General features: G+C 73.0%; 12 protein-coding genes. 4 read left to right on the top strand and 8 right to left on the bottom strand.

What is annotated here, in order from left to right; genetic code table 11:
• Positions 1 to 56: 56 nt before the first annotated feature.
• Positions 57 to 1508 (top strand): alkaline phosphatase PhoX, encoded by a 1452-nt coding sequence (locus tag LG395_RS09830; RefSeq protein ID WP_171157475.1) that lies wholly within the window; start codon positions 57 to 59, stop codon positions 1506 to 1508.
• A 196-nt stretch (positions 1509 to 1704) separates the two neighbouring features.
• Complete coding sequence (locus tag LG395_RS09825; RefSeq protein WP_171157477.1) at positions 1705 to 2277, top strand: TetR/AcrR family transcriptional regulator; 573 nt, start codon at positions 1705 to 1707, stop codon at positions 2275 to 2277.
• A 111-nt stretch (positions 2278 to 2388) separates the two neighbouring features.
• On the opposite strand, the gene LG395_RS09820 is transcribed toward LG395_RS09825, so the two are convergent.
• The 7 genes from LG395_RS09820 to LG395_RS09790 all read right to left on the bottom strand — a co-directional run bounded on the left by LG395_RS09820 (position 2389) and on the right by LG395_RS09790 (position 9686).
• Positions 2389 to 3558, bottom strand: a complete 1170-nt coding sequence (locus LG395_RS09820) for a TerD family protein (RefSeq protein WP_171157478.1) — start codon at positions 3556 to 3558, stop codon at positions 2389 to 2391.
• Positions 3559 to 3622: 64 nt separating this feature from the next.
• The gene (locus LG395_RS09815) at positions 3623 to 4612 is read right to left on the bottom strand and encodes a zinc-dependent alcohol dehydrogenase family protein (protein WP_171157480.1); all 990 of its coding nucleotides are present in this window, start codon (positions 4610 to 4612) and stop codon (positions 3623 to 3625) included.
• Positions 4609 to 5436: a carbohydrate ABC transporter permease gene (locus LG395_RS09810; protein WP_171157482.1), complete on the bottom strand. Its 828-nt coding sequence runs from the start codon at positions 5434 to 5436 to the stop codon at positions 4609 to 4611. The genes LG395_RS09815 and LG395_RS09810 overlap by 4 nt, the downstream gene beginning before the upstream one ends.
• On the bottom strand, positions 5433 to 6371 hold the full coding sequence (locus LG395_RS09805) for a carbohydrate ABC transporter permease (RefSeq protein WP_225809114.1): 939 nt from the start codon (positions 6369 to 6371) through the stop codon (positions 5433 to 5435). The genes LG395_RS09810 and LG395_RS09805 overlap by 4 nt, the downstream gene beginning before the upstream one ends.
• Positions 6368 to 7738 carry an ABC transporter substrate-binding protein gene (locus LG395_RS09800; RefSeq protein ID WP_171157484.1) on the bottom strand — a complete coding sequence of 457 codons (1371 nt, stop codon included), beginning with the start codon at positions 7736 to 7738 and terminating at the stop codon, positions 6368 to 6370. The genes LG395_RS09805 and LG395_RS09800 overlap by 4 nt, the downstream gene beginning before the upstream one ends.
• A gap of 85 nt (positions 7739 to 7823) precedes the next feature.
• Complete coding sequence (locus tag LG395_RS09795; protein ID WP_171157486.1) at positions 7824 to 8594, bottom strand: DeoR/GlpR family DNA-binding transcription regulator; 771 nt, start codon at positions 8592 to 8594, stop codon at positions 7824 to 7826.
• A 282-nt stretch (positions 8595 to 8876) separates the two neighbouring features.
• On the bottom strand, positions 8877 to 9686 hold the full coding sequence (locus LG395_RS09790; RefSeq protein WP_171157488.1) for an NAD-dependent epimerase/dehydratase family protein: 810 nt from the start codon (positions 9684 to 9686) through the stop codon (positions 8877 to 8879).
• 211 nt (positions 9687 to 9897) lie between these two features.
• Here LG395_RS09790 and LG395_RS09785 point away from each other — a divergent pair, with 211 nt between their 5' ends.
• Together LG395_RS09785 and LG395_RS09780 are read left to right on the top strand one after the other, a co-directional pair.
• Positions 9898 to 10839: a 5-dehydro-4-deoxyglucarate dehydratase gene (locus LG395_RS09785; protein ID WP_171157490.1), complete on the top strand. Its 942-nt coding sequence runs from the start codon at positions 9898 to 9900 to the stop codon at positions 10837 to 10839.
• Positions 10840 to 10873: 34 nt separating this feature from the next.
• Positions 10874 to 12037, top strand: coding sequence for a hypothetical protein (locus LG395_RS09780; RefSeq protein WP_171157492.1), 1164 nt, complete (start codon positions 10874 to 10876; stop codon positions 12035 to 12037).
• Positions 12038 to 12131: 94 nt separating this feature from the next.
• Here the strand turns inward: LG395_RS09780 and LG395_RS09775 are convergent, their stop codons facing one another.
• On the bottom strand, positions 12132 to 13364 hold the full coding sequence (locus tag LG395_RS09775; protein ID WP_225809113.1) for an MFS transporter: 1233 nt from the start codon (positions 13362 to 13364) through the stop codon (positions 12132 to 12134).
• Between the last annotated feature and the right edge of the window lie 148 nt (positions 13365 to 13512).

The following is a 13512-nucleotide window of genomic DNA, read 5'->3' as shown; positions in this document are numbered from 1 at the left end:
CCGAACCGAGGCCCCCCACCCTCCACGGCACTACCACCGTCGTCACAGGAGACACCATGTCGCTCACCCGCAGGGACTTCGCCAGGAAATCCGCGATCACCGGGGCCGGGGTCGCCCTGGCGGGCAGCGTCGGCGCGCTCGCCACCGCGCCGAACGCCCTCGCCGCCACGGACTCCGGGGACGCCGAGGCGGAGTCCGCGCACGGGGGCCACCACCACGGCGTCGGCTACGGCCCGCTGATCGCCGACCCCAAGGGCATCCTCGCCCTGCCCGCCGGCTTCTCGTACAAGATCATCACGTACAGCGGCCGGACCAAGCTGGAGTCCGGCGAGTTCACCCCCTCCAACCACGACGGCACGGCCACCTTCGAGGGCCCGCGCGGCACCACCCTCCTGGTCAACAACCACGAGCTGGCCGGTGCCCGCGCCCAGTGGCCGTACCCGGTGCCGCTCACCGAGGGCCTGGTCTACGACCCGGCGGCGGCCGGCGGCTGCACCGTCGTGGAGGTCCGCCACGGCGGCGAGGTCGCCGAGTGGGTGGGCATCGCCGGCACCGCCACCAACTGCGCCGGCGGCAGTACCCCCTGGGGCACCTGGCTGACCTGCGAGGAGACCGAGGACAAGGCCGGCAAGAACGGCTTCACCAAGGACCACGGCTACGTCTTCGAGGTCGACCCGGAGGACCGCCGGGCCAACCGCGACCCCAAGCCGGTCAAGGCGCTGGGCCGCTACGCCCACGAGGCCGTCGTGGTCGACCCCAAGCGCGGCCACGTCTACCTCACCGAGGACGCCTCCGGCCCCAACGGCCTGTTCTACCGCTGGACCCCGCCGCAGGGCTTCCGCCACGGCCGGGGCAAGCTGCGCACCCTCGCCGACGACGCGGGCGTGCTCCAGGCGTTCAAGTGCTTCGACTCCGGCGGCAAGTTCGTGGACGACCTGTCCCGCGCCACCAGGATCGGCACCGTGTACGGCGTCGACTGGGTGGACGTCCCCGACCGCGACGCCAGGACCGTCTCGGTGCGCAAGCAGTTCACCGACGGCCAGGTCACCCGCGCCCGCAAGCTGGAGGGCATGTGGTGGGGCGACGGCGGCGTCTACGTCGTCTCCTCCTACGCCCGCCAGGAGAGCCCGGTCCAGCACGACGGCCAGGTCTGGTTCTACGACCCCAAGCGCCGCACGCTGACGCTGAAGGTGCTGCTCGGCGTGAACCCGGACCCGGCGCAGGACGGCGCCTTCGACGGCCCCGACAACATCACCGTCTCCCCGTACGGCGGCCTGGTCATCGCCGAGGACGGCGAGGGCGTCCAGCACCTGTTCGGGGCCACCGACAGCGGCCGGACCTACCCGATCGCCCGCAACGAGCTGAACATCGGCACCGCCGAGGAGCCGGAGTACAGCGAGTTCACCGGCGTCACCTTCTCGCCCGACGGCAGGACCCTCTTCGCCAACATCCAGACGCCCGGCATCATGCTCGCCATCACCGGCCCCTGGAAGCGGCAGGCCCGCTAGAACACCGCCGGCCGCACGGGGGCGTCCCGGAACCCGTGGCGGCGGCGGGTGGCGGCCCGGCGTGGGGAGCCCGCGCCGGGCCGCCGCCGTCCCACCGCACGGCGGCCCCGCCGCGTGCCTCCTGCCGGGACCGGCGCCGGGACGCCGTCGCCGGATACCATGCGGAGAGGGTCCCCGGTTCGCGAGGAGTGAGTGCATGACGCAGGGCAGGCCCATGCGCGCGGACGCCCGGCGCAACTACGAGCGGCTGCTGAAGGCGGCGGCCGGGGCCTTCGCGGAGCACGGGGAGAACGCGTCGCTCGACGACATCGCCAAACGGGCGGGTGTCGGCTCGGGCACCCTCTACCGGCACTTCCCGACCCGGCAGGCGCTGCTGGAGGCGGCGTACGTGGACCGGATCGAGGCGTTCGGGGTACGCGCCGACGAGCTGGCGGGTGAACGGCCGCCGGGTGAGGCGCTCGCGGAGTGGCTGTACGAGCTGGCGGTGGGCTCCCTCCAGGTGCGGGGGATGAGGGCCCTGCTCGGCTCGGCGGTGACCGAGCACGGCGGCGCGGCTGCGCTGACGGCGTGCGGCACGGTGGTGCACGGCGCGGTGACCCGGCTGGTGAAGGCGGCGCAGGCGGAGGGCACGCTGCGGGGGGACGTGGAGCCGATCGACGTGCTGCGCCTGACCCACGGGGTGACCACGGCGGCGGAGCTCGCCGGGGCGGGGGAGCGGGAGATCCGGCGGTACCTGCGGCTGCTGACGGAGGGCCTGCGGGCCGGCTGAGGCGTCCCGGCCGCGGCCGGGACGGCGGCCGGGGAACCCGCCCGCCGGCCAGGCTGCCGGGGAACCCGCCGCGCACGACCGCGGGGTCCCCGTGCCACCGTCTCCGCGGGCTTACAGAGCCCGTGCCCCCGGTTCCACCATGTTCCGCACGGTGCGGGCCTTCACGAACTCGCCCATCGCCGTCATGTCCCACTCGCCGGAGAACTGGCGGATGAGCTTGGCCATCATGACGCCGGTCCGGGGCTCCGCGCCGGTGAGGTCGAAGCGGACCAGCTCCTCGCCCGAGAAGTCGTCGACCAGACGGCAGTACGCCTTGGCGACCTCGGTGAACTTCTGGCCGGAGAAGGAGTTCACGGTGAAGACCAGCCCGGTGACCTCCTGGGGCAGCCGGCCCAGGTCGACCGTGATGACCTCGTCGTCGCCGCCGCCCTCGCCGGTCAGGTTGTCCCCGGAGTGCCGGATCGCGCCGTTCAGGATCGTCAGCTTGCCGAAGTAGCAGCTGTCGACGTGGTTGCGCTGGGGGCCGTAGGCGATGACCGAGGCGTCCAGGTCGATGTCCTTGCCGCGGAACGCCGGTTCCCAGCCGAGGCCCATCCGCACCTGGGAGAGCAGCGGCCGGCCGCCCTTGATGAGGGACACCGTCTGGTTCTTCTGCAGGCTGACCCGGCCCTTGTCCAGGTTGATCTTCCCGGCGCCCGGCGCGGGAGCGGCCGGCGGTGCCGCCGGCTGCGGGGGAGCGGCCACCGGGGCGGCGGCCGGCTGCGGCGGTGCGGCCGGAGCCGCGGCCGGCTCCTCCACGGTCACGCCGAAGTCGGTCGCGATGCCCGCGAGCCCGTTGGCGTACCCCTGCCCGACGGCCCGCGCCTTCCACTGGCCGGCCCGGCGGTAGATCTCGACGACCACCAGCGCGGTCTCGTCGCCGAGCTGCGGCGGGGTGAACGTCGCCAGCACGGCGCCGCCGTCGGCGTCCCGGATCGTGGCCGTCGGCTCGATGCCCCGGAAGGTCTGGCCGGCCGCGTCCGGGCTGGCCGTGACGACGATCTTCTCGATCTCCGGCGGTACGGCGGCCGTGTCGACCGTGACCGCGTCCGGCGCCGTACCGCCTCCCGACCGGTACGCCACGCCGGGCCCCGCGGGCTGGTTGTAGAAGATGAAGTCGTCGTCGGAGCGCACCTTGCCGTCACCGGTGAGCAGCAGGCCCGACACATCGAGCCGCACCGGAGCGGAGACGTCCACCGTCACGCGCGCGGCCGGGAGGGGGATGTTCGAGCCAGGGGTCATAGCTGTCATGCCGGGAGAACGAACGACACCGCTTTACCGTTCCCTTACCCACCCCCCGATCGGCTCAGGGCACCACCACGATCTTCCGCCCCACCCCCGCCGCGAACTGCTCCAGCGCCTGCGGGTACCGCTCCAGCGGGATCCGGTCGCTGATGAAGACGCCCGGGTCCAGCACGCCGTTCGCGAACAGCTCGGCCGCCCGCTCGAAGCTGTGCAGCACCGCCATGGAGCCGGTGATCGTGATCTCCTGGTTGTAGATCCGGTACGGGTCGATCGTCACGCGGGTCGCGTAGTCCGCCACCCCGAACTGCAGGAACGTGCCCGCCTTCGCGACCCGGTCCAGGCCGTCCTGGATCGCCGCCGCGTTGCCGGTCGCGTCGATCACCACGTCCCAGCCCCGCGGGCGGTCCAGTTCGTCGGCGTTCGCCGCGGCCGCCGAGACGCCGAGCAGCCGGGCCGTCTCCAGGCGGGCCGGGTTGACGTCGACCACGTCCACGCTCGCCGCACCGGTCCGCTTGGCCAGCTCCAGCATCATCAGGCCCATGGTCCCGGAGCCGTAGATCAGCACGTGGGAGCCCAGGCGGGAGCGCAGGACGTCGTAGCCGCGCACCGCGCAGGACAGGGGCTCCACCAGGGCCGCGTCCTCGGTGCGAACGTGGTCGGGCAGCTTCACGCAGTTGGCGACCGGCGCCACCGCGTACCGGGCCGCGCCGCCCGCCGTCGTCACGCCGATCGCCGCCCACCGCTCGCACAGGTTGTTGTGGCCCGTACGGCAGTACCGGCACTCGTAGCAGTACAGCGAGGGGTCCACGGCCACCCGGTCGCCGACGGCCACCTCGGTGACCTGGGTGCCGACACCGACGACCTCGCCCGCGAACTCGTGCCCGGGCACGATCGGCAGCTTGGGCGCGAACTCGCCCTGGAGGATGTGCAGGTCGGTGCCGCACAGACCGCAGGCCGCGACCTCGACGACCACCTCGCGGGGGCCCGGCGTCGGGTCGGGCACCTCGGTGACGACGGCTCGGCCCACGGACTCGATGACGGCGGCCTTCATTTCACGGCTCCCAACGACAGGCCCTGGACCAGCTTGTCCTGGGCGGCGAACCCCGCGGCGAGCACCGGCAGGGAGATGACGAGCGACGCGGCGCACACCTTGGCCAGGAAAAGGCCCTGGCTGGTGATGAAACCGGTCAGGAAGACGGGGGCGGTCTCGGCGACCACGCCCGTCAGGACTCGGGCGAAGAGCAGTTCGTTCCAGCTGAAGATGAAGCAGATCAGGGCGGTGGCGGCGATGCCGGGCAGGGCGATCGGGGCCACCACGCGCGCGAGGATCACCGGGAGCCGGGCACCGTCCACCCGCGCCGCCTCGATGACCGCGACCGGCACCTCGGCGAGGAAGGACTGCATCATCCACACCGCGATCGGCAGGTTCATGGAGGTGTACAGGACGACCAGGAGCCAGATGTTGTCGAGCATCCCGGCGTTCTTGGCGAAGAGGTAGACCGGCAGCAGGCCCGCCACGGCCGGCAGCATCTTGGTGGACAGGAAGAAGAACAGGACGTCGGTCCACTTGCGCACCGGCCGGATCGACAGCGCGTAGGCCGCCGGGAGGGCCAGCAGCAGGACCAGGAGCGTCGAGGCGACCGACGCCACCGTCGAGTTGACCAGCGCGGGCCACGGGCTCGCCCCGCCGCCGCTGCCGAAGAACTCGCGGTAGCCGTCGAGCGTCAGCGACGCGGTGAGGGACGGCGGGTTGGTGGCCGCGTCCGCCTCGGAGTGGAAGGACGTCAGGGCCATCCACGCGATGGGCAGGAAGAAGACGACGCCGGCCAGCCAGGCCACCAGGCCGAGACCGTTGCGACGCAGTACGGCGGTCATGCGCGGGACACCTCCTCGCGGAACAGGGACGACACCACGCGCAGGGCGAAGGTGGCGATGACGATCGAGCCGATGACCACCAGGACACCGGCGGCCGAGGCCAGGCCGTTCTCGTGGGCCTGGTAGAAGCTCTGGTAGACGGTGTAGGGCAGGTTGGCGGTGCCCAGGCCGCCGGAGGTGATCGTGAAGACCGCGTCGAAGTTCTGGACGATGTAGATCGACCCGAGCAGTGCGCCCAGTTCCAGGTAGCGGCGCAGGTGGGGCAGGGTGAGATGGCGGAAGATCTGCCAGTCGCTCGCGCCGTCGACGCGCGCGGCCTCGATCTGCTGCTGGTCCCGGCTCTGCAGTCCGGCGAGCAGGATCAGCATCATGAACGGCGTCCACTGCCACACCAGGGAGGCCTCGACCGCGAGGAGCGGGGTGCGGGAGACCCAGTCCGGCTGTGGCCCGCCCACATAGTGCAGCAACCCGTTGAGCAAGCCGTATTCGGGGTTGTAGAGCACATGCTTCCACAGCAGCGCGGCGGCCACCGGCACCACCAGGAAGGGGGCGATGAGCAGGGTGCGGACGATGCCCCGGCCGCGGAACCGCCGGTCCAGCAGCAGCGCCAGCGCCAGCCCGATGACCAGGCTGGCCAGCACCACGGCCGCCGTGAGCAGCACGGTCGTCCACACCGAGTGGCGCAGGCCGGCGTCGGTGAGCACCTGGCGGTAGTTGTCCAGGCCGGTGAAGCGGCGGGCCTTGGGGTAGAGGGCGTTCCAGTCGAAGAAGGAGATCACCAGCGTGGCCACGAAGGGCAGCTGGGTCACCACGATCATGAACACGAGGGCCGGCAGGAGCGGGGCGCGGGTGGCCCAGGCGCGCAGCCGGGCCGGGGGCTGCCGGACCGTCCGTGCGGGGGTGGCCGCGAGGGGGGCCGTGGTCGTCGCTGTCATCGTCCCTCGTACTCCTTGGAGATCTGCTCGGCGAGTGCTTGAGACTTCTTCAGGGCCGCGTCGACGGACTGGCGTCCGGCGATGGCCGCGCTGATCTCCTGGGAGACCTTGGTGCCGAGGTCGGTGAACTCGGGGATGCCGACGAACTGGATGCCGGGCGCGGGCCGCGGCTGCACCCCGGGGTCGTTCGGCCGGGCGCTCTCGATGGCCTCCTTGGTCATCTCCTGGAACGCGGCGGCCGACTCGCGGTAGTCGGCGTTGGTGTAGGTCGACGCCCGCTTGCCCGCCGGGACGTTCGACCAGCCGCTGGTCTCGCCCACCAGCCGCTCGTATCCCTTGCCCGACGCCCAGGAGACGAACTTCCAGGCCTTGTCGGGGTTGCGGGATGCCTGCTGGATGCCCCAGGCCCAGGTGTAGAGCCAGCCGGAGGACGCGGTGCGCTCGACGGGGGCGGGGGCGTAGCCGAGCTTGCCCTTGACCGGGGAGCCGGCCGCCTCCAGCAGGCCGGCCGCGGAGGTGGCGTCGTACCACATGGCGACCTTGCCCTGGGTCATGTTGTTCAGGCATTCGGCGAAGCCGGACTGGGCGGCGCCGGACTCGCCGTGCTCGCGGACGAGGCCGACGTAGAACTTCGTCGCCTTCTCGAAGGCCGGCGAGTCCAGCCGTGCCTTCCAGTCCGTGTCGAACCAGGTGCCGCCGAAGGTGTTCACGACCGTGGTCAGCGGTGCCATCAGCTCGCCCCAGCCGGGCAGCCCGCGCAGGCAGATGCCCCGCATGCCCGGCCGGGCACCGTCCGCCTTCGCGGCGAGGTCCGCGACCTGCCGCCAGGTGGGACGCTCGGGCATGGTCAGGCCCTTCGCCGCGAACACGTCCTTGCGGTACATGAGGAAGGACGACTCGCCGTAGAAGGGCTGTCCGTAGAGTTTGCCGTCGTCGCCGGTGAGGGACTGGCGCATCGGCTTGAGGACGTCGCGTTCGTCGTACGAGGCGTCCTTGGCGACGTACGAGTTCATCTCGTGCAGCCAGCCGTTGCGGGCGTAGATCGGTATCTCGTAGTTGGACAGGGTGGCCACGTCGTACTGGCCGGCCTGGTTGGCGAAGTCCTGGCTGATCTTGTCGCGGACGTCGTTCTCGGGCAGGACCGTAAAGTTGACCTTGATGCCGGTGTCCTTGGTGAAGTGGGCGGCGGTCAGCTTCTGCAACTCGGTCATCTGCGGGTTGTTGACCATCAGGACGTTGATGGAGTCGCCGCCGGAACCGGTCCCGCCGGCACCGGCCCAGCAGCCGGAGAGCAGCGGGGCGAGCAGCGTCCCTGCGGCGGCCAGGGCGAGCGTGGCTCGCGGCCTCCGTCGGCTCGGGGTGCGCATGGATCGCTCCTGAAGGAGGGGAAAGGGGGACATAAGGGACGCTCCACGGTGTGGAGCGCCCCTGGACGGGGGACGGATCGCGCAATCAGACCCGGATGACCTGCGGGCCCAGCAGGGAGTAGCGGTGGGCTTCGGCGGCCGGGAGCAGGGTGCTGGTCACGATCGCCTCCAGCGCGCCGACCTCCGCGAACCGGCAGAAGCTGACGGCGCCGAACTTGGTGTGCACGCCCGCGAAGACCGTGCGCCGCGCGGCCCGGACGGCCTGTGCCTTCACCTCGCTGACCGCCGGGTCGGGGGTGGTCAGCCCGTGTTCGCGGGAGATCCCGTTGGCCCCGATGTAGGCGAGGTCGATCACGAAGCCCGCCAGCATCTTCGTCGTCCAGTGGTCGACGGTGGCCAGCGTGCCCGGGCGGACCCGGCCGCCGAGCAGCAGCACGGAGACCTGGTCGGCCTCCGCCAGCGCGCCCGCGACCGGCAGGGACGCGGTGACCACGGTCAGCGGCCGGCCCCTGGGCAGCGCCTCGGCGATGAGCTGGGGGGTGAAGCCCTCGTCGACGAAGACGGTCTCGGCGTCCCCGAGCAGTTCGGCCGCCGCGGCGGCGATCCGGCGCTTCTCGGGCACGTGGCTGGTGGCGCGGAAGGCGAGGGTCGTCTCGAACCCGGCGCTCTCCACCGGATAGGCGCCGCCGTGGGTGCGGCGGACCAGGCCGTGGTCCTCCAGGGCGCGCAGGTCGCGCCGGATGGTCTCCTTGGCCACGCCCAGGTCGGCGGCGAGCGCGGTGACGTCCACGGAGCCGGTGGCGCGGGCGGCCCGCACGATCTCGCGCTGGCGTTCTTCCGCCGTCCTGGTGGTCATGTCGTCACCCACTTCCCTGTGGACTTGCCCGTTCGGGCCCATGGGGGAAGTTCTACCGTCGGCGCGCGGCGCTGACCAGGTCTGTTGCGGGCCCGATACTGCCCGCTTGTGCCCGCTTCGCGCGGGCCGTGCCCGTCGCGGACCTGCGCGGCTGTCCGGGCCGGGGTGGGATCGGGCACGCCGGATGCCCGGACACGGCGGCGGGCGGGCCCGTTCGGTGCCCGCCCGCGCGCGTGGAGGATCGTTTCCGGCCGCCGGGTGCCCCGGGGAGCCGGCACAGGGTCAGTACGGCCAGATCGGCGGGTCATTCACGAAGTGCCCGCCCAGGTGACGGTGGGCCGGGTTCTCCGGGTCCAGCTCGCCCTGCTCGGCGATGAGCTTCCCGGCGTACGGCTCGGAGTCGTCCTGGGGGTCGTAGCCGAGTGCCCGCGCGGTGCTCAGGTCCCACCACAGGCGGGTGTTGGCGGAGGAGCCGTAGACGACCGTGTGGCCGACCTCCTCGGCGGTCAGTGCCGCGTGGAAGAGACGGGCGCCGTCAGCCGGGCTCATCCACACCGACAGCATGCGGACGCTGGTGGGCTCCGGGAAGCAGGAGCCGATGCGCACCGAGACGGTCTCCAGGCCGTGCTTGTCCCAGTAGAGCTGTGCCAGGTCCTCGCCGAAGGACTTCGACAGGCCGTAGAAGGTGTCCGGGCGGCGCGGGGTGCCGACGGGGATCAGCGGCTCGCCCGCGCGCGGGGCCGGGGTGAAGCCGACGGCGTGGTTGGAGGAGGCGAAGACGATCCGCGGCACGCCCGCGAGCCGGGCGGCCTCGTACAGGTTGTAGGTGCCCTCGATGTTCGACCTGAGGATCTTCTCGAAGGGCGCTTCCAGGGAGATCCCCGCGAGGTGCAGGACCGCGTCCACGCCCCGTACGGCCTCGCCGAGCGCCTCCTTGTCGCCGAGGTCCGCGGTGATCGCGCCGGGCTCGCCCTCGACGGGGCGCGCGTCGAACAGGCGCAGCGTGTAACCGTACTCCGGCAGCAGGGACCGCATCAGGGTGCCGAGCCCGCCGGCGGCGCCGGTGAGCAGGATCGTGCGGGGAGCGGGCATCCTCGGTTCTCCTTGTGGCCGGTATTCACATACGTGGACACGCTAGAGAGTTCACCGGGCACCGTCAAGTGTCGCGTGAAGTCGTCGAATTCGCGCCCGGTCGTGCGAGTTCGCCTGCTTGACCCGCCGCGACACGGCCCTTTAGCGTGGTCACGTTCAGAAATATGGACGTGGATCAGAAACATGCACCGGCGTGTCCAAGGGAGAGTCCGTGACGCCAGCCCCTCTGACCGAACGGCTCAGCGATCCGCGCGGGCCGCTGTTCTTCCCCGTCACGGCCTACGGCCCCGACGGCTCGCTCGACCTGGACACCTACCGCACCCATGTGCGCCGCGGTGTCGCGGCCGGCGCGGCCGCCGTCTTCGCCTGCTGCGGCACCGGGGAGTTCCACGCGCTGCTGCCGGAGGAGTTCGAGGCCTGCGTCCGGGCGGCCGTCGAGGCGGCCGAAGGGCGCGTCCCGGTCGTCGCGGGCGCCGGTTACGGTACCGCCCTCGCCGTCCGCTACGCGCGCATCGCCGCCGGTGCGGGCGCCGACGGCCTCCTCGCCATGCCGCCCTACCTCGTGGTCGCCGGCCAGGAGGGCCTGCTGCGGCACTACCGGGAGGTCGCCGCCGCCACCGGCCTGCCCGTCATCGTCTACCAGCGCGACAACGCCGTCTTCACCCCGGCGACCGTGGTCGAACTGGCCCGCACCGACGGTGTCATCGGCCTCAAGGACGGCCTCGGCGACCTCGACCTCATGCAGCGGGTCGTCAGCGCGGTCCGCACCGAGACCCCCGGCGACTTCCTGTACTTCAACGGCCTGCCCACCGCCGAGCAGACCCAGCTCGCCTACGGCGCCCTCGGCATCACCCTCTACTCCTCCGCCGTGTTCTGCTTCGCGCCGGAGATCGCCCTCGCCTTCCACCAAGCCCTGCGGACGGACGACCTGCCCACCGTCCACCGCCTCCTGGACGGCTTCTACCGCCCGTTCGTGGAACTGCGCGCGCAGGGCCGCGGATACGCCGTCTCCCTCGTCAAGGCCGGGGTCCGGCTGCGCGGCCTCGACGTCGGCGAGGTCCGGCCCCCGCTGCACGAGCCCGCCGAGGAGCACGTCAAACAGCTCGCCCGGCTCATCGAACGCGGCTACGAACTGCTGGAGGAGGACGCGTGAGCGAGCACGGCCACGCCCTGCCGGGGGAGGACGGGTGAAGGCGTCGGCGTTCGTCTACCCCTGGGACGTCAACGGGGACCCCGCCGCCCCGGAGCGGATCGCCGGACTCGGTGTGGAGCAGGTGACCCTGGCCTCCGCCTACCACTCCACCCGTGCCCTCACCCCCCGCCACCCCCGCCACCGCATCGTCACCGCCGAGTACGCGGCCGTCCTCTACCCGCCGGGCGACCGCTGGGCGGGCCGCGGCCTGCGGCCCTACCCCGCCGGCCGCTGGGCCCCCGGCAACGCCCACGGCGAGGCCGCCGAAGCCCTCGCCGCGGCCGGCCTGGAGGTGCACACCTGGGTCGTCCTCGCCCACAACTCCCGGCTGGGCGCCGAGCATCCGGACACCTCGGTCGTCAACGCCTACGGCGACCGCTACCCGTGGGCCCCCTGCGTCGCCCAGCCCGCCACGCGCGCGTACCTGGTCGACCTGGCCGCCGAGGCCGCCGTGCGCCCCGGCGCGCGCGGCACCGAACTGGAATCCCTCGGCTGGTACGGGCTGCAGCACCTGCACGCCCACGACAAGACCGCCGGCGTCGGCCTCGGGGACGCCGGGCAGTACCTGATGTCCCTGTGCTTCTGCCCGTCCTGCCGCACCGGCTACGGCGAGCGGGGACTGGACGCCGACGCGCTGGCCGGGGCCGTGCGCGGGGCGCTGGAGCCGCTGTGGCGGGGCACGGCGGACGACGAGGGCTGGCCGACGGTGGAGAAGCTGCTCGGCCAGGACACGGCGGCCGCCACGCGCGCGTGGCGCGACACCACCGCCCGCAGCCTCCAGGAGGAGGCCGTCGCCGCCGTGCGCGCCGCCGCACCGGACGGCTTCCGGATCCTGCTGCACGCCGACCCGGTCCCGTACCACTGCGGTGCCAACGTGGGCGTCGACCCGGCCCACATCCTGTCCGTCGCCGACGGCGTGGTGGTGCCCTGCACCGGCGGTACGGCCCTGCTGGCACCCTTCGCCGCCCAGGCGCGCGAGGACACGGTGCTGGCCGCCAACCTGACGGTCGTCGCGGGGATGGGCGGCAGCCCCGCCACCCTCGCGGCGGACGCGGCACGCGCGCGTGCCGAAGGCGCGACGGAACTGCGGCTGTACCACGCCGGGCTGGCGTCGGACGCGGACCTGGCGGCGGTCCGGGAGGCGCTGGCGGTGCGTTGAGGCGGGGCGTGCGGGTGTGCGGCGGTGGGGCCGGTGTGGGCCGGCCGGTCGCGGCGCGTGTGTTGGAGGAAGGCGCGGTGGAAGCGCGGTCGTGTCACGCCGGGCCGGCGTCGGACGGGGGCCCGGCGGTGGTCCCGGACGCGCTCGCTGGAAGCCGGGCCAGCAGGGTGGCCGTCAGGAGGAGTGCCAGGCCGTAGAGCGGCAGCAGCACCCCGGGGCCGGCCAGTTCGACCAGGCCGGCGCCGAGGGCGAGGCCGAGCACGTTCGGGGTGAAGAGCAGCGTGCCGGCGGTGGCCGTCGCCCGCCCCAGCAGCGGGCCTGGGGTCTCCCGCTGCACCGCCGTCAGCGCGGCGACCAGCGCACAGGGCAGGCCCAGGCCGCACGCCACGCTGGTGGCCAGGGCCACCGGGTCCCACGGCACGGCCCGTGCCACCACCGCCGCCCCGGTCAGCGCGATCCCGGCCGCCGCGAACCGCCGCCCGCCCAGCCTGCGCAGCGCCGGCCCGGCCAGCAGCCCCGCCGTCACCGACCCGGCGCCCTGGGCGGCGTACAGCACGCCGGTGTACGCCGGGGAGTGGCCGAGGCGGTCCACCACGGCGTACACCGTGGTGCCGCTCAGCGCCGTCAGCAGCATCGTCGCACCGCCCGCCCGGAGCAGCGGGCGCAGCTCGGGGTGGCCCCACAGGTGCCGGACACCCTCCGCGGTCCGCTTCCGCCAGCCGTCGCCGGACCGGACGGGCCGTTCCTCACGCACCCGCAGCAGGCCGCACAGCCCGGCGGTGAGCAGGAAGGTGACGGCGTCCAGGCAGGCCACGGCCGGGCCGCCCCAGGCCGCGTAGAGACCCGCCCCGGTCAGCGGGGCGACGAGTTTCATGCCCTCGGTGAGCGTCGTCCGCAGCCCGTTGACGTCACCGAGCAGCTCCGGGCCGACCGCCGCCGCCATCAGCGCCGACTCGGCGGCGTCATGGACGGCACCGGCGGCGCCGTACACCACCAGGACGGCGAACAGCAGCCACAGGCGGCCGGGGGAGTCGACGGCGAACAGGACGGGCAGGAGCGCCGCGAGGCCCAGGTTCACCGTGATGAGCAGGGGCTTGCGGCGGAACCGGTCGGCGAGCGTGCCGAGCGCCGGGCCGGCGAGGGTGGGCGCCCACAGCGCGAGAAGGCACAGGGCGGCCAGCCCGTCCGAGCCGGTCAGCTCCTTCACCCACACACCCGACGCCAGCCACAGCGAGGAGGTGCCGAAGGCGGACACCACCAGGCCGGTGAGGCACAGCCCCGCGTTGCGGTCCCGCAGCACGCGGGACACGGTCCAGGAAGTCGTCATGCCCGGTCATCGTGGGCCTAAGGCGGGGGGCGGCGGATCGGGCAGGTGACCTAAGACCCCTCGTCTGGATCAGGCCCTGGATACGGCGGACGGCCGCCTCCCGGCGTGACGGCGACAATCCGTCGGAACCTGGCACGGGAGCCCCTGG

The sequence above is a fragment of the Streptomyces spinosus genome (genome assembly GCF_020400655.1).
In the GTDB taxonomy this organism is placed as follows: domain Bacteria; phylum Actinomycetota; class Actinomycetes; order Streptomycetales; family Streptomycetaceae; genus Streptomyces; species Streptomyces argyrophylli.
Note: the sequence above shows the minus strand (reverse complement) of the source record. Positions and strands in the feature narration are given on the sequence as shown.